General features: G+C 57.0%; 14 protein-coding genes. 9 read left to right on the top strand and 5 right to left on the bottom strand.

Going from position 1 to position 15,271, the window contains the following annotated elements; genetic code table 11:
• The first annotated feature begins 77 nt into the window (after positions 1–77).
• On the top strand, positions 78–557 hold the full coding sequence (gene rsd / locus GHN86_RS13540; protein ID WP_153380080.1) for a sigma D regulator: 480 nt from the start codon (positions 78–80) through the stop codon (positions 555–557).
• Between the two features lie 56 nt (positions 558–613).
• On the opposite strand, the gene GHN86_RS13535 is transcribed toward rsd, so the two are convergent.
• Entirely contained in the window at positions 614–1,279 is a 666-nt protein-coding gene (locus GHN86_RS13535) for an FKBP-type peptidyl-prolyl cis-trans isomerase (protein WP_153380078.1), read from the bottom strand.
• Positions 1,280–1,526: 247 nt separating this feature from the next.
• Between GHN86_RS13535 and GHN86_RS13530 the strand changes: the two genes are divergently transcribed.
• Positions 1,527–2,501, top strand: coding sequence for an AlgP family protein (locus GHN86_RS13530; protein WP_153380076.1), 975 nt, complete (start codon positions 1,527–1,529; stop codon positions 2,499–2,501).
• Here GHN86_RS13530 and GHN86_RS13525 read toward each other — a convergent pair.
• Positions 2,498–2,962 carry a TIGR02444 family protein gene (locus GHN86_RS13525; protein WP_153386727.1) on the bottom strand — a complete coding sequence of 155 codons (465 nt, stop codon included), beginning with the start codon at positions 2,960–2,962 and terminating at the stop codon, positions 2,498–2,500. The two genes, GHN86_RS13530 and GHN86_RS13525, sit on opposite strands and share 4 nt — an antisense overlap.
• Before the next feature lie 50 nt (positions 2,963–3,012).
• Here GHN86_RS13525 and GHN86_RS13520 point away from each other — a divergent pair, with 50 nt between their 5' ends.
• The 5 genes from GHN86_RS13520 (at position 3,013) to GHN86_RS13500 (ending at position 8,781) form a co-directional block, all read left to right on the top strand.
• The gene (locus GHN86_RS13520; RefSeq protein ID WP_153380072.1) at positions 3,013–4,923 is read left to right on the top strand and encodes an ATP-binding cassette domain-containing protein; all 1,911 of its coding nucleotides are present in this window, start codon (positions 3,013–3,015) and stop codon (positions 4,921–4,923) included.
• Positions 4,923–5,483 carry a mechanosensitive ion channel family protein gene (locus GHN86_RS13515; protein ID WP_153380070.1) on the top strand — a complete coding sequence of 187 codons (561 nt, stop codon included), beginning with the start codon at positions 4,923–4,925 and terminating at the stop codon, positions 5,481–5,483. Before GHN86_RS13520 ends, GHN86_RS13515 begins: the two co-directional genes overlap by 1 nt.
• A gap of 77 nt (positions 5,484–5,560) precedes the next feature.
• Positions 5,561–6,193 (top strand): LysE family transporter, encoded by a 633-nt coding sequence (locus tag GHN86_RS13510; protein WP_153380068.1) that lies wholly within the window; start codon positions 5,561–5,563, stop codon positions 6,191–6,193.
• Between the two features lie 66 nt (positions 6,194–6,259).
• Positions 6,260–8,158 (top strand): cytochrome c/FTR1 family iron permease, encoded by a 1,899-nt coding sequence (locus GHN86_RS13505; protein WP_153380066.1) that lies wholly within the window; start codon positions 6,260–6,262, stop codon positions 8,156–8,158.
• A gap of 170 nt (positions 8,159–8,328) precedes the next feature.
• A complete protein-coding gene (locus tag GHN86_RS13500; RefSeq protein WP_153380064.1) occupies positions 8,329–8,781 on the top strand; it encodes a YaiI/YqxD family protein in 453 nt (150 codons plus the stop codon).
• Here the strand turns inward: GHN86_RS13500 and elbB are convergent, their stop codons facing one another.
• Complete coding sequence (gene elbB / locus GHN86_RS13495) at positions 8,782–9,447, bottom strand: isoprenoid biosynthesis glyoxalase ElbB (RefSeq protein ID WP_153380063.1); 666 nt, start codon at positions 9,445–9,447, stop codon at positions 8,782–8,784. It lies immediately after the preceding gene.
• A gap of 125 nt (positions 9,448–9,572) precedes the next feature.
• The gene (locus GHN86_RS13490) at positions 9,573–10,193 is read right to left on the bottom strand and encodes a DedA family protein (protein ID WP_153380061.1); all 621 of its coding nucleotides are present in this window, start codon (positions 10,191–10,193) and stop codon (positions 9,573–9,575) included.
• A gap of 345 nt (positions 10,194–10,538) precedes the next feature.
• Between GHN86_RS13490 and ppk1 the strand changes: the two genes are divergently transcribed.
• Positions 10,539–12,776, top strand: a complete 2,238-nt coding sequence (gene ppk1 / locus GHN86_RS13485) for a polyphosphate kinase 1 (protein WP_153380059.1) — start codon at positions 10,539–10,541, stop codon at positions 12,774–12,776.
• 156 nt (positions 12,777–12,932) lie between these two features.
• Here the strand turns inward: ppk1 and ppx are convergent, their stop codons facing one another.
• Positions 12,933–14,435: an exopolyphosphatase gene (ppx, locus tag GHN86_RS13480; protein ID WP_153380057.1), complete on the bottom strand. Its 1,503-nt coding sequence runs from the start codon at positions 14,433–14,435 to the stop codon at positions 12,933–12,935.
• A gap of 422 nt (positions 14,436–14,857) precedes the next feature.
• Between ppx and trxA the strand changes: the two genes are divergently transcribed.
• Positions 14,858–15,187, top strand: coding sequence for a thioredoxin TrxA (gene trxA / locus GHN86_RS13475; RefSeq protein WP_016783018.1), 330 nt, complete (start codon positions 14,858–14,860; stop codon positions 15,185–15,187).
• Positions 15,188–15,271 lie beyond the last annotated feature (84 nt).

Raw genomic sequence — 15,271 nt, 5'->3', positions numbered from 1 at the left:
GTGCGCTTTGCACATTTGGGCTCAGACTGGCTGGCTATCGCCAGACCGCCTAAGCCCACAAGGGAAGAGAGATCGTCATGCTCGAGAGTTGCAAGAATGCTCAGGAACGTTTCAATGGCGTCCATAAGCTGATTGATCGCTGGCTTGCAGAGCGCGAACAACTTATCGAGGCGTATGAGGCTGTCAAGCTTGAGCAAATGAGCTCAAACCCCAAGCGAAAGCCTCAAAAAGATTTTTGTGTGATTTTAGTCGACTACGTTTCCGCAGGTCATTTTGAGATTTATGCGGAGCTGGCTGAAGAAGCCAAAGCGTTTAATGATGTGCGGGCGCTGGAGTTTGCCCAAAGTATTTACCCGCGAATCGACGTCAGCACAGAGGCGGCCTTAGCTTTCCATGAGCGCTGTGGAAAAGACCATGACCCTGCTTGCGACATCCTTGCCGCTAAATTCAAAGAGCTCGGTGCCTTGCTGGATGAGCGTTTCGAACTTGAAGACTGCCTGATTGAAGTGCTGCACAACGCGCACAAACAAAAAGAAGTCGAAGCGATACAGGCCTAGGCCTAGGCGCTTCAAAAAACGGTGCGCAAGGCGCGCCGTTTTTCGTTCTCTGGATATCACTTTTTGCTGTCGAGCAACTCGACTTCAAACACCAGCGGCGTATAGGGTGCAATTAAATCCCCAGCTCCCGTAGCGCCGTAAGCCTGGCGTGATGCAATCACCATTCGCCACTTTGCCCCCACCGGCATCTGCACCAGCGCGCTGCGCCATCCGGCAATAACGCTGTCCAGGCGAAACCATTGGGGCCGGGTGCTTTGATCGAATACGGTGCCGTCTGGCAGACGGCCCACATAGTTCACATACACCGAATCCTGCGCCCCCGGTTTGGCGCCAGTGCCGGGTTTTAGCTCAGTCACGATGATGCCGTCTGACAGTTCTCGCGCATGCACCTTATGAATCTCTTTCGATAAAAAATCACGCTCAAAGGCCAAGGCCATTTCACTGCGTGGTGCCGTGCTCGCGTTTTCAACGTTTGCCTGATGCTCGGTCAGAATCGCTTCGATGCGCTCATCACTTAAAGCCAGCGGTTTGCCTTGATACGCCGTGCGCAGGCCCTCGATCAATGCCTGAATCTGTAACTCTGGAACTTCGTCACGTAAGCGCTCACCAAGGCTGGCACCCAGGCTGTAAGCCAGGTCGTGGGCGGCGTCAGGGCTGGGAGGTGAGGCCGCGTGGGCCAGCGGTACGAGGCTCAGTAACGTCAAAAAAAGGTAACGCGGCATGGACACTCTCCGACCTGAAGTGCGCAGGATTATGCCAGCGCGCAGGCGTAGAAACGTGAATATATTCGGAGCTGACAAGCGTGTTAATCGACCTTGAGAATGGAGCGCGATGATTATTTAAAAAGGATCTGGCACAAGTTTCTAGACGCCATGCAACCCACAGCTATCGTTAGTGTCAAGATGATCTAGCGGCGGTTCCTACAGAGGTCTAGTATGAGCCGCACTCACTTCAGCCAGGAGGTAAACCATGTCGGCCAAAAAGAAGCCAGTAAATACGCCGTTGCACCTGCTCCAACAGCTCTCAGGCAGCTTGCTTGAGCATTTGGAAAACGCTTGTTCCCAAGCGTTGGCTGATGCTGAGAAATTGCTCGCCAAGCTTGAGAAGCAGCGCGGTAAAGCGCAGGAAAAATTGCACAAGTCGCGTGAAAAGCTGCAAGAGGCTGCGCATGCTGGCAAGTCCAAAGCTCAATCCAAGGCCAAGTCTGCGGTTAAAGAGCTGGAGCAACTTCTGGATTCGCTCAAAGAGCGCCAGACTGAAACCCGCGATTACATTCAACAACTCAAGCGTGATGCCCAAGAAAGCCTGAAGTTGGCCCAAGGTGTGGGTCGCGTTAAAGAAGCGGTGAGCAAAGCGTTGTCGACTCGCGACGCCAAGCCAGCCTCTGCTGCTAAAAAAACTGCGACTAAAACGCCTGCCAAAGCTCCCGCCAAGGTACCGGCAAAAGCAGCAGCCAAACCTGCTGCCAAAGCGCCAGCGCAAAAGCCGGTAGCTTCCCGCGCGGCCAAGCCAGCCGCTAAACCTGCCGCCAAGCCAGTTGCAGCAAAAGCCCCAGCCGTCAAACAGGCTGCCGCTAAAACCGCAGCGGCTAAACCGGCTGCCAAGCCTGCAGCACCCAAGGCACCCGTCAAAGCACCGGTGAAAGCCGCAGCCAAACCAGCGCTGAAAACCGCCGCAGCTAAACCGGCTGCTGCTAAGCCAGCCGCAAAGCCAGCCGCTAAACCGGCAGTCGCCACCAAGGCACCCGCCAAACCAGCAGCCAAACCAGCTGCAGCCAAGCCAGCCGTTAAAAAACCAGTGGCAGCCAAACCAGTGGCAGCCAAACCTGCTGCTACGCCAGCCAAACCGGCTACAGCGCCTGTTGCGGCCTCAGCAGCAACCGCAGCGGCTACGTCCCCGGCAGCATCCGTTGCGCCAGCAACAACGTCTTCCAGCGCTTCCTAAGCGGGGCTGATTGCGGCGCGCAATGTGTGCAGCGCGCCGCGATCAGGGTGGTCGATACCCGCGGCCATTTTTCCCAGCCAGTCGCAGTTATCTTGCGATTGAGCAGGAGACCATTGCTGGGTTGCCTCCTCCAAACGCCGCAACAACGTCCGTTCAGCCTCCAGCTCCAATGCCTTGATCTGCGAGCGCATCACTGCCAGCGACTCATCGTGTGCGGCCGCTTCGCGCCACTGTGTGCGTAATTGCCGTAATGGTTGTACCACCTCGCGCTGCCACGGTTCGGCGCAGTCCTTCAATTGCGCCATCCGCGCCTCAGTGCAGACTATACCCCGCTGTAGCAGCCATGCCGCACAGAGCAACAGGCATACGTCCAGGCCTTGGTCTTGCAGGCGTAAACACGCGGGCTCTACACCCGGCCGGGCATAGAGGTTCAAACAGTAATTCCACAGGTCAGTCTGCATAGTGCAATTCGCGCCAGTTGAGAGGGAAGCTGGTAGACTCCGCCGCCATTATGATCCGACTTCAGAACCTGACTTTACAGCGTGGCCCGCAACGTCTGCTAGAAGACGCCGAGCTGACCCTGCACGCCGGCCACAAAGCCGGTCTGGTCGGCGCCAATGGCGCCGGTAAATCCACTTTGTTCGCCTTGCTGCTGGGTGAGTTGACGCCTGATTCCGGGGATTGTCTGCTACCTGCCGACTGGCGGATTGCCCATATGCGGCAAGAAATCGACACCCTCGACCGCATTGCGGTCGACTACGTGCTCGATGGCGACCAGCGCTTGCGCCAGGTGCAAGCCGATTTGGCCAAGGCCGAAGCCGCAGAAGACGGCGCCGCGCTGGCGCGTCTGCATGCCGAGCTGGACAGCGCCGATGGCTACACCGCCGATGCGCGCGCTCGCAAAATGCTGGCCGGTTTGGGTTTCACCAACGAACAAATGGACCGTCCGGTTGCTGACTTTTCGGGTGGCTGGCGGATGCGCCTGAACCTGGCACAAGCGCTAATGTGCCCGTCTGATCTGTTGTTGCTCGATGAGCCGACCAACCACTTGGACCTCGACGCCATTCTGTGGCTTGAAGACTTCCTTAAAAATTACCCGGGCACCTTGCTGCTGATCTCTCACGACAGGGACTTCCTTGATGCCGTGGTCGATAACATCGCCCATGTTGATCAGCGCAAAATCACGCTCTATCGCGGCGGCTACAGCGCCTTTGAGCGCGCCCGTGCCGAGCGTCTGGCTCAGCAGCAGCAAGCCTACGAAAAGCAACAGGCACAACGTGCGCACATGGAAAGTTACATCGCTCGGTTCAAGGCCCAAGCGACCAAGGCACGTCAGGCTCAAAGCCGGATCAAAGCCCTGGAGCGCATGGAAGAACTGAGCGCGGCCCATGTCGATTCGCCGTTTGACTTTGTGTTTCGCGAGGCGGTGAAACTTTCCAGCCCGCTGCTCGACTTGTCCGATGCACGCTTGGGCTATGGCGATAAAACCATCCTCGAGAAGGTCAAGCTGCAACTGGTTCCAGGTGCGCGCATTGGTTTGCTTGGGCCGAACGGTGCCGGTAAATCGACCCTGATCAAAAACCTTGCGGGCGAGCTGGAACCGCTGTCGGGCCGTCTGGCCCGTGGTGAAAATCTGGTGGTGGGCTACTTTGCTCAACACCAACTGGACTCACTGGACTCCAAAGCCAGCCCGTTGCTGCACATGCAGCGTCTGGCGCCTACTGAGCGTGAGCAAACGCTGCGCGACTTCCTCGGAGGTTTTGACTTCCGGGGTGCGCGCATCGATGAGCCAGTTCTAAACTTCTCCGGTGGTGAGAAAGCCCGTCTGGCCTTGGCGCTCATTGCCTGGGGCCGTCCCAACCTGTTGCTGCTCGACGAACCGACCAACCACCTTGACCTCGAAATGCGTCTGGCGCTGACCATGGCCCTGCAAGAGTTCAGCGGTGCGGTACTGGTGGTCTCTCACGATCGGCATTTGCTCAAAAGCACCACGGACGAGTTTCTGTTGGTGGCAGACGGCAAGGTAGAGGAATTCGACGGCGACCTCGAAGACTACGCCCGTTGGTTGGCCGACTACCGCTTGCGCAATGCCCCGACCAGCAATACGCCGGTTAACCCTGACAAGACCGATAAAAAGGCTCAGCGTCAGGCAGCGGCAGCGCTGCGTCAACAATTGGCCCCGCACAAGCGCGAAGCCGACAAGCTCGAAAGCGAGCTGGGCAAGGTCAACGAAAAACTCGCCAAAATTGAAGCCAGTCTGGGCGACAGCGGCGTTTACGAAGCCGCTCGCAAAGACGAACTGCGTGAGCTGCTGGCTGAACAGGCCAAGCTTAAAGTGCTGGAAGGCCAGCTCGAAGAGCGCTGGATGGAAGCACTGGAGCTGCTTGAAAGCTTGCAAGCGGAGCTGGAGGCACTGTCCTGATGGAAGCCCTCAACCTACCGGTGCCGGCGCAATTGATCGGCCCTCTGTGGATTGGCGTGCAAATCCTCTTGATCCTGCTGGTGGGTTACTTCCTGCAACGTGGGGTGGCGCGTTTTCTGACCCGCATGGGTGAGCGCTACCCTTCCTTACCGCCGCAGTTGCTACTGCCGCTGCGAGGTGGTTTGCGCTGGTTCATCATGGGCAGCGCGGTGATTTTCGTGCTGGAACGCCTCGGTGTTTCGGCCACGGTGTTGTGGACAGCCCTGTCGGGCTTTGTCGCCGTAGCAGCGATTGCCTTCTTCGCGATGTGGAGTGTGCTGTCCAACCTGCTGTGCGCGGTGCTGATTTTCACCGTCGGACCCTTTCGGATTGGCGATGTGGTGGAGCTGCTCGACACCCTCGATAAGCCGGGTGTCAAAGGCCGTGTGGTCGCCATCAACCTGCTTTACACCACCTTGATTGAACCTGCAGAAGCCGGCAGCGGCAGCAGTATGGTGCAAGTTCCCAACAGCCTGTTCTTCCAGCGCTCGGTGCGCCGCTGGCGTGAAGGCGACATCTGACGCCGAAACACAGTTGATTCTTCGACAGACGCGCATTAGCTTGATGGACTTGTTACAGCATTTGTCCGGGGTGCGCGATGTCGATGGAAACGTGGTTAGCCTTTTTTGCAGCCTGTTGGGTGATCAGCCTGTCGCCCGGCGCGGGTGCCATTGCTTCAATGTCGTGCGGCCTGCAATACGGGTTCTGGCGCGGTTACTGGAACGCTTTAGGCCTGCAATTGGGGTTGGCGCTGCAAATCGCGATCGTTGCCGCCGGCGTCGGAGCGGTGCTCGCGGCTTCTTCCAATGCCTTCTACGCGATCAAATGGTTCGGCGTGGCCTACCTCATCTACCTTGCCGTTAAACAATGGCGGGCCATGCCGGCTGATCTCTCCGATGACGCTGCCGTGCGCCCCATCGGCAAGCCGCTGGCGCTGATCTTTCGGGGATTTCTGGTCAACGTCAGCAACCCCAAAGCGCTGGTATTCATGCTCGCGGTGTTGCCGCAGTTTGTAGACCCTAACGCGCCATTGGTAAGCCAGTATCTAACGCTGGGCGTGACCATGATCTGCGTTGACCTGATTGTCATGGCCGGCTACACCGGGCTGGCTTCCAAAGTGCTGCGCATGTTGCGTACCCCCAAGCAGCAGCGGCGCATGAACCGCACCTTTGCGGGTTTGTTCGTAGGCGCAGCCGGTTTTCTGGCGACATTGCACCGCGCCACCACTTAAACATCTTGAGTCGCGGTCATGGGAAGTGAACAATGTGTTACTTCTCATTTCCATTCGGATTTATCCATGACCGCCCGCTCGCGTTTCTTGGCCTGGCTGATCCTGCCAGCGCTCGCGTTGTGCAGCCTTGCCGTATCTGCCAATTCCCCGGAAGGTGCTTCACAAGCGCTGCACCTGATCGACTACATTGGGGCTGACTATCCGCCTACGGTTGAAGATGGCAAGGTCATCGACGAAACCGAGTATCGCGAGCAGCTGGAATTTTTGTCGGTGCTTAAAGGCTTGATTGCTGACCTGCCAGATCGTCCTGAGCATGGCGAACTGGTACAAGGCGTCAGTGCCTTGCAGGGCGCAATCGAACGGCGTGAAGACGGCGCCAGCGTGGCCCGTGCAGCGCGCCAGCTTGGGGCCAAGCTGGCGGCGGCTTACGAAGTCAGTCAAGCACCGGTAATTACCCCCGACCCGGCCCGCGGTGCGACGCTGTATGCGCAGCAATGTTCGGTATGTCACGGCGAAACCGGGGCGGGAGATGGCCCGGCCAGCCTCGGCATGACACCGCCCCCCGCCAATCTTCGCGACGCAGCGCGGCTGGATCGTCTGAGTCTTTACGCTATTTTCAACACCTTGACCTTAGGCGTTGAAGGCACCGATATGCCGTCGTTTGCCGACCAACTGGACGAGCGCCAGCGTTGGGATCTGGCGACCTATGTTGCAGGTTTGAGTGCCGATCCGGCGGCTGCCAAGACAGAGAAAACCTACAACCTTGCCGACCTTGCCCGTCAAACACCCAATGAAGTACTGGCAGCTGCAGGCCCACAAGCGGCGGCAACGTTCCGTGCTCAACGGGCCCAACCGCCGCAGGTCAAGCGTGGTCCTGCGCAGTTGCTGGACTACACCAGCGAAACGCTCGACAAGAGCCTGGTCGCTTACCGCGAAGGGGATCACGAACAAGCGTACGACCTCTCTGTGGCCGCGTATCTGGAAGGCTTTGAGCTGGTTGAAAGCTCGTTGGATAACGTTGACAGCAACGTGCGCAAAAACACCGAAAAAGCGCTGATGGCGTATCGGCAATCGCTGCAGGACGGGTTGCCGATTGCACAGGTTGAGCAGCGTCTGGAGGCGGCTAAAGCCTTGCTTAAAGAGTCGGCAGGGTTGCTGGGCAGCGACGGTCTGAGCTGGTCATTGAGCTACATCTCCGGTTTGCTGATATTGCTGCGCGAAGGGCTTGAAGCGATTCTGGTGCTGGCGGCGATTCTTGCCTTCTTGCGCAACACGGGTCAGCAATCTGCGGTACGCAGCGTCAACGCCGGTTGGGCCTTGGCATTGGTTGCGGGGTTGACGACGTGGGCCTTGGCTGCCTATGTGATTGATGTCAGTGGCGCCCAGCGTGAACTGCTCGAAGGCTGTACCGCCTTGTTCGCCAGCGTCATGGTGTTGTGGTTGGGCGTGTGGATGCACGACCGGCGTCATGCGGCAGCGTGGCAGGACTACATCAAAAGCAGCCTGGTCAGCGGTGGCGGTCGATTTGGTTTTGCCATTTTGGCGTTCTTTTCGGTTTACCGAGAACTGTTCGAAGTCATCCTGTTTTACGAGACCCTGTGGCTGCAAGCCGGCCCGGCCGGCCACAATGCCGTGCTAGCGGGAGGTGCCACGGCATTGGTGCTGTTGATCGGTCTGGCGTGGGTCATTCTGCGCGGCTCGGCCAAGCTGCCGCTGGCGCTGTTCTTCGGCATCAATGCGGCATTGCTGTGCGCTTTGTCAGTCGTGTTCGCGGGGCATGGCGTGAAGGCCCTGCAAGAAGCCGGTATTTTCGGTACGCGACCCGTTGCGTTCTTTGAGTTCGACTGGCTGGGCATTCACGCGGACGCCTATTCACTGGGCGCACAAGTGTTGGCGCTGGCGGCGATTGCGGTGCTCTTCGGGCGTAGCAAACTGGCTGAAAGGCGCCGGGTGCAGGCTTCGTAGCAGTTGCCGGAGGCGACGTCCGATTGCGTAGCGATCGTAAATCCTGAGTTCCAGGTATCCCGGCACACCGAGGAGCCTGGCTTTACGACAGCTTTGCTGCCGGACGCAGCCTTCGGCAGCTGCTACGGACGTAGGTTGCAGGCCCATTATTCACTTCAGGAGTACCCACCATGCGAGTCTGGATTGACGCAGACGCTTGCCCAAAGGCTGCGAAGGATCAAGTTATCAAGTTCGCGCTCAAGCGTCAGTTCGAAGTGGTGCTGGTGGCGGGGCAAAGCCAGATCAAACCCACGTACGCGCTGGTCAAGCTGATCGTCGTGCCCAGCGGCCCCGACGCAGCAGATGACTATCTGGTGGAGCATGCCGTACCCGGTGAATTGGTGATTTGTAGCGATGTGCCGCTGGCTGACCGGTTGGTAAAAAAGGGCGTGGCAGCACTGGACCCTCGCGGCAAGGAGTTTGACCCGCAAAACATGGGTGAGCGGTTGGCGGTGCGTAACCTGTTTACCGACCTGCGTGAGCAGGGCCAGATGGGCGGCGGGCAGGGTGCCTATGGCGAGCGCGAGAAACAAGCGTTCGCCAATTCACTTGACCGGATTCTGACCCGATTGATGCGGGGCTGATTACTCCTGTTGAGTCAGTTCCAGCACGCGGTCGACCATTTTGTTGATGCCAGAAGCCGCTTCGCTAATGGAGTTGGCGAGCATGTAAGCGGGTGTGCTGACGAGTTTGCGAGCTTTGTCTTCAACGATTTCAGACACGTCACACTCGTGATGTTCGCCGCCCATTTTGCTGACCGCAGCCGCTGTATCGGCGTCTTTGCCGATGGTGCAAACCACGCCCGGGCCATAGATTTTGGCGGCAATGGCAGGCGAGATGCACATGAGGCCAATCGGTTTACCGGCTTCGGCGAAGGCTTCGGCCAGCGCCAGCACATCCGGTTGAACGGCGCATTCGGTGCCCTTGAAGGCAAAATCCGAAAGGTTCTTGGCTGCACCAAACCCGCCCGGAACGATTAGCGCGTCGAAATCTTCGACATTGGCCTCGCTAATATCCTTGATATCGCCACGAGCGATACGCGCCGACTCAACCAGCACGTTGCGCGACTCCGGCATTTCTTCGCCCGTCAGGTGGTTGATCACATGATGCTGCGCAATGTTGGGTGCGAAACATTGAACCTTGGCACCGCGTTGATCCAGGCGCAGCAAGGTAATAACGGTCTCATGAATTTCAGCGCCGTCGTAGACACCGCAACCGGAGAGAATCACGGCAACTTTTTTCTGAGTCATATTGGAAGTCTCCTTTGGACATGGCCCTAATGTCGCCGGATTCGGCGTGTGAAGCTATAGGGCTTTGTACACCGCCGGGGCTTGGATCATCAAGGCGGCGGTGTTATCCGATGGAGCTGACAGGTCTATTCGGAAGGCGGGATATCTGTGGTTGCAGCGGCTTTGTTTTTTTCTTCCAATGCCGTCTGTTTTGCAATACGGGCATTTTTGATGCGGCGACGTATCCACAGGCACACACCGAGCAGGAGCAGAGCACCGAGCACCCAGAGTTCATACTTTTTAACGCTGCCCAGCAGGCCCTCAAGTACCGCGCCAAAGTGATAAGCCGCGGTCGCCAGTGCAATGGCCCAGATGGCCGCGCCAATACCGTTGAGCAGCAAGTAGCGCCCCGGCGGATAGCCGGACAGGCCAATGGCCACAGGCATGACCGTGCGCAGGCCGTAGACGAAACGGAAACTCAGTACCCAGATATCAGGGTGCCTGCGGATATGCTCCAGCGCCTTGTCGCCCATCAGCTGCCAGCGCGGTTTGCGCGCCAACAATTTGCGGCCGTGTTTGCGCCCCAGGAAATACCACAGCTGGTCGCCGGCATAGCTGCCGAGGAACGCCACAATCATGACCAGTTTGAGGTCCATGTATCCGCGGAACGCCAAGAAGCCTGCGAGAACCAGAATGGTCTCACCTTCAAAGAACGTCCCTAGAAACAGGGCGAAGTAGCCGAATTCTTGAAGAAATTGTTGGAGCATTGTCTGGATGCTGGCGAAATTGAACGCGCAGCCTACGCCTTAAGGCACGTTCAGGAAAGTCTCGGAAGGTCTCTTGTCGTTAACAATTCCTACAAATGATTTCCATTTGACCTACATCATATGCGTTGTCATCTAGTGTTCATGGAGGGTCGGTATAAAAGGCGCGCGCAGGTGTGGGCGTGTTTACCACGAACAAAATCGACAAATCGTCCTCTAACAGGCTCTGACTTACACAAAGCACCTTCGAGCGGTTTAAACCCACCGGCGTTGGTGGCATTCTGGCAGCTTGACCGCATGCGCCGCTTAACTGTTACGAGAGTCAACCCGCTCTTACAGGAACATTCAATGAATACCGAAGGACTGACAGAACTCGCTGCTACCGAGGCCCAACCGATGGTTGAGCCGGCCCCGCAAACGCCACCCGTGCAGGACACCCATGCTCCAGCGGCGGCGGAAACACCTGCGGCGGCGCACCCAGTGATCGCCATTCCGAGCCTGGATGACAGCAGCCTGTATATCCATCGCGAACTGTCGCAATTGCAGTTCAATATTCGCGTGCTGGAACAGGCGCTGGATGAGTCCTATCCATTACTGGAACGGCTGAAATTCCTGCTGATTTTCTCCAGCAATCTGGATGAATTTTTCGAGATTCGTGTCGCCGGCCTGAAGAAGCAAATTACCTTTGCTCGTGAACAAGCGGGCGCAGATGGCTTGCAGCCGCATCAAGCGCTGGCGCGGATCAGTGAGTTGGTGCACGGTCACGTTGATCGCCAATACGCGATTCTCAACGACATCTTGCTCCCTGAACTCGAAAAGCATCAGGTGCGCTTTATTCGTCGGCGCCACTGGAATACCAAGATCAAAGCTTGGGTTCGCAAGTTTTTCCGCGACGAAATAGCACCCATCATCACGCCTATCGGCCTTGATCCGACGCATCCGTTCCCGTTGCTGGTTAACAAAAGCTTGAACTTTATCGTCGAGCTTGAAGGCATTGATGCCTTTGGCCGTGATTCGGGTCTGGCAATTATCCCGGCACCGCGTTTATTGCCGCGAGTGATCAAGGTGCCTGAAGACGTTGGCGGTACAGGGGACAACTATGTGTTCCTGTCGTCGATGATTCATGCCCATGCCGATGACCTCTTCCAAGGCATGAAGGTCAAGGGCTGCTATCAGTTCAGACTGACCCGAAACGCAGACTTGTCTGTCGATACGGAAGATGTAGAAGACCTGGCCCGCGCCCTGCGTGGCGAGTTGTTCTCACGTCGGTACGGCGATGCAGTGCGTCTGGAGGTGGCGGATACGTGCCCTAAACATCTGTCCGATTACTTGCTCAAACAGTTCAACCTGCACGAAACCGAGCTGTATACGGTCAATGGTCCAGTCAACCTGACACGGCTGTTCAGCATCACCGGGCTGGATAGCCACCCGGAGCTGCAATACACGCCGTTTACGCCAGCCATTCCCAAGCTGTTGCAGAACAGTGAGAACATTTTCAGCGTGGTCAGCAAGCAGGATATTTTGCTGCTTCACCCGTTTGAGTCGTTTACTCCGGTCGTCGATTTGTTGCGTCAGGCGGCCAAAGATCCGCATGTACTTGCCGTGCGCCAGACGCTCTACCGTAGCGGTGCCAACTCCGAAATCGTTGACGCGCTGGTGGATGCTGCGCGCAACGGCAAAGAAGTGACGGCGGTGGTTGAGCTGCGTGCGCGCTTTGACGAAGAGTCCAACCTGCAACTGGCTAGCCGTCTACAGGCCGCTGGTGCGGTGGTGATTTATGGTGTGGTGGGGTTTAAAACTCACGCCAAGATGATGCTGATTCTGCGTCGTGAAGCGGGCGAAATCGTCCGCTATGCACACTTGGGCACGGGCAACTATCACGCCGGTAACGCCAAGTTGTACACCGACTACAGCTTGCTGACGTCGGACGATGCGCTTTGTGAAGACGTTGGCAAGCTGTTCAGCCAATTGATCGGGATGGGTAAAACGTTACGCATGAAGAAACTGCTGCATGCGCCGTTTACCCTGAAAAAAGGCATGCTCGACATGATCGCCCGCGAAACTCAGTTCGCGGTAGAGGGCAAGCCTGCGCACATCATTGCCAAGTTCAACTCGTTGACTGACCCGAAAATCATTCGTGCACTGTATAAAGCCAGTCAGTCGGGAGTGAGAATAGACCTCATCGTGCGGGGCATGTGCTGCTTGCGACCAGGGATTCCCGGCGTTTCGCACAATATTCACGTGCGCTCGATCATTGGTCGCTTCCTGGAGCACACACGGGTGTTCTACTTCCTCAATGGCGGCGAGGAGCAGATGTTCCTGTCGAGTGCTGACTGGATGGAACGCAACCTCGATAAACGCGTGGAGACGTGTTTCCCGATCGAGGGCAAAAAGCTGATTCTGCGGGTCAAGAAGGAATTGGAGTGCTACCTGACGGACAACACCCACAGCTGGATTTTGCAGTCTGACGGTCGTTATGTGCGCAATACACCCACCGGTAACCAGAACCCGCGTAGCGCACAGGCGACCTTGCTTGAGCGTTTGAGCCTGCCAGTGTTGACCGTCAGCACCGGCCCATCGGTGTAAAGGCCCAGTTCCGTAGCAGCTGCCGCAGGCTGCGTCCGAGTGCGAAGCGCTCGTAAACCCTGAAGTCCCGGTAAAATTTAAACACCGCGATATTAGGCCTTACGGCGGTTTCACCGCCGGACGCAGCCTTCGGCAGCTGCTACGGCACTCAGGTCTTTAAGACACCGTCAGCACAATCCCAACTCGCGTTAGCCATTGTGCTTCTTGCTCGAAGTCGGCTTGAGTCAGCGGGTTTTGTGCCAGCCAGCCTTCGGGGAACATCACTTCCAGGTGGTCGCCGTGAGCGCGCAGTTTGACTTGCGACGCCTCCTGATTACCCCGGATGTGATAGAACAAAATCGCAAAGCGCAGTAGCACGCACAGGCGAATCAGCTTGATGCCGTCTTCGCCAAACTCGGCGAATTTGTCTTTAGGGATGTTACGTCGATGACCGCGCACCAGCAGCGCGAGCATTTGTTGGTCTTCGCGTGAAAAGCCGGCAAGGTCGGAGTGCTCGATCAGATAAGCACCGTGCTTGTGGTAGTGGTAGTGGGCAATGTCCAGGCCGACTTCATGCACTTTGGCTGCCCAGCTCAGCAGCTCTCGCCACACACCGTCCTTGAGGTCCCATGACTTGGCGACTTGATCGAAAGCCCGCAGGGCCTTTGCCTCAACTCGCGCCGCCTGTTCGCGGTCAACGTGATAACGATCCATTAACGAGCTGAGGGTGCGCTCACGTACGTCTTCGTGATGATGGCGACCCAGCAGGTCATACAGCACGCCTTCACGCAGTGCGCCGTCGCAGTGGTCCATGCGCTGCAGTTCAAGAGAGTCGAAGATGGCTTCAAGAATGGCCAGACCCGCCGGGAAAATAGTCCGGCGATCCGGTTTGATGCCTTCAAAATCGATTTTGTCGACTTCGCCCAGCTTGAACAGTTTGCGTTTCAGCCAGTTCAAGCCTTCAGCATTCACTTCGCCGCTGCCGTGCCCGCCGGCCTTGATGGCCAGCCCTATGGCCCGAACAGTGCCCGACGAACCGATGGCTTCATCCCAGCCCAAACGGTGCAGCGCGTTTTCGATACTCATGATTTCGAGGCGCGCCGCCGTGTAGGCCTGAGCGTATCGCGCCGGCGTAATCTTGCCGTCGCGAAAGTAACGTTGAGTAAAACTGACGCAACCCATTTGCAGGCTTTCGCGCAACAGTGGCTCGAAGCGCTGGCCGATAATGAACTCTGTACTGCCGCCGCCGATATCGGCGACCAGACGCTTGCCGGGCGTGTCAGGAAGGGTGTGCGACACGCCCAAATAGATAAGGCGGGCTTCTTCGCGGCCGGAAATAACTTCAACGGTATGGCCCAGAATTTCTTCGGCACGCACGATAAATTCATGGCGGTTGCGGGCTTCACGCAAGGCGTTGGTACCCACGATACGCACGGCACCCAGCGGCATGCCGTTGATCAGTTGGGCAAAACGCTTCAGGCAATCAAGCCCGCGCTGCATGGATTCTTCGTTGAGCTTGCGCTCTTCGTCGATGCCCGCAGCTAACTGAACCTTTTCCCCCAGACGTTCGAGAATACGGATTTCACCGTTCTGCGCTTTTGCCACCACCATATGAAAACTGTTGGAACCCAGATCAATGGCGGCGATCAGGGGCGGACTCTTGGGTTGGGATTGGGGCATGGTTGAGAGGTCTCGGTCGATAACGTCGCCATCGTGCCACGATCAAACGCTCGCGCCAACGCGTAGTGTCAGATGCTTTGATATGGAACATGCAAGCTAAGACATTAGCTGTTCCCGGATAATTCGTTTTTCTTATTGTCGGTTTCAAAAATGCCTACACACGGTGGGCGACTCTCAAGCCATGAGCCGTTTCAGTGAATGACTCTCCGTGTTCAGGGCGCTCCCGCGCAGATGAAGTGCTGCAATGGCGCGTGAGTAAGGATGCTGGCGCACCTTAATTGCGCACCAGGATCCTTGAGCGACCTGATCGATACATTTGATCAGGTACCACTATAGTAAGAGTCAATCATCGCTCAGCTTCCTGAACGCGTTGATGACGGCTATGATGTGCTACGTTTTTGCTTACAACCACGGAGACTTCCATGAGCAGCGATCTTATTAAACACGTCACCGACGCTAGCTTTGAGGCCGATGTTCTCAAGGCTGAAGGCGCTGTATTGGTCGACTACTGGGCTGAATGGTGCGGTCCTTGCAAAATGATCGCGCCCGTTCTGGACGAGATCGCCGAGACTTATAAAGGCAAGCTGACTGTTGCCAAACTGAACATCGATGAAAACCAGGAAACTCCTGCCAAGCACGGCGTACGGGGTATTCCTACTCTGATGTTGTTCAAGAACGGCAACGTTGAAGCCACCAAAGTAGGTGCTTTGTCGAAGTCGCAGTTGGCAGCATTCCTCGACGCAAACATTTAAGCGTCGATAAAAGCCCCGCTAAATGCGGGGCTTTTTCATGGCTCAAGGACTAGACGCTATGAAACTCAAGTGGTACATTCGGCC

This window comes from Pseudomonas helleri (assembly GCF_009600315.1).
In the GTDB taxonomy this organism is placed as follows: Bacteria; Pseudomonadota; Gammaproteobacteria; order Pseudomonadales; family Pseudomonadaceae; genus Aquipseudomonas; species Aquipseudomonas helleri_A.
Note: the sequence above shows the minus strand (reverse complement) of the source record. Positions and strands in the feature narration are given on the sequence as shown.

Coding starts and splice junctions, on each gene's coding strand:
- GHN86_RS13505 (WP_153380066.1), top strand. CDS start 6,260: ATGACCGCCCGCTCGCGTTTCTTGGCCTGGCTGATCCTGCCAGCGCTC.
- GHN86_RS13515 (WP_153380070.1), top strand. CDS start 4,923: ATGGAAGCCCTCAACCTACCGGTGCCGGCGCAATTGATCGGCCCTCTG.
- GHN86_RS13500 (WP_153380064.1), top strand. CDS start 8,329: ATGCGAGTCTGGATTGACGCAGACGCTTGCCCAAAGGCTGCGAAGGAT.
- ppk1 (WP_153380059.1), top strand. CDS start 10,539: ATGAATACCGAAGGACTGACAGAACTCGCTGCTACCGAGGCCCAACCG.
- GHN86_RS13530 (WP_153380076.1), top strand. CDS start 1,527: ATGTCGGCCAAAAAGAAGCCAGTAAATACGCCGTTGCACCTGCTCCAA.
- trxA (WP_016783018.1), top strand. CDS start 14,858: ATGAGCAGCGATCTTATTAAACACGTCACCGACGCTAGCTTTGAGGCC.
- ppx (WP_153380057.1), bottom strand. CDS start 14,435: ATGCCCCAATCCCAACCCAAGAGTCCGCCCCTGATCGCCGCCATTGAT.
- GHN86_RS13525 (WP_153386727.1), bottom strand. CDS start 2,962: ATGCAGACTGACCTGTGGAATTACTGTTTGAACCTCTATGCCCGGCCG.
- GHN86_RS13520 (WP_153380072.1), top strand. CDS start 3,013: ATGATCCGACTTCAGAACCTGACTTTACAGCGTGGCCCGCAACGTCTG.
- GHN86_RS13535 (WP_153380078.1), bottom strand. CDS start 1,279: ATGCCGCGTTACCTTTTTTTGACGTTACTGAGCCTCGTACCGCTGGCC.
- GHN86_RS13510 (WP_153380068.1), top strand. CDS start 5,561: ATGTCGATGGAAACGTGGTTAGCCTTTTTTGCAGCCTGTTGGGTGATC.
- rsd (WP_153380080.1), top strand. CDS start 78: ATGCTCGAGAGTTGCAAGAATGCTCAGGAACGTTTCAATGGCGTCCAT.
- GHN86_RS13490 (WP_153380061.1), bottom strand. CDS start 10,193: ATGCTCCAACAATTTCTTCAAGAATTCGGCTACTTCGCCCTGTTTCTA.
- elbB (WP_153380063.1), bottom strand. CDS start 9,447: ATGACTCAGAAAAAAGTTGCCGTGATTCTCTCCGGTTGCGGTGTCTAC.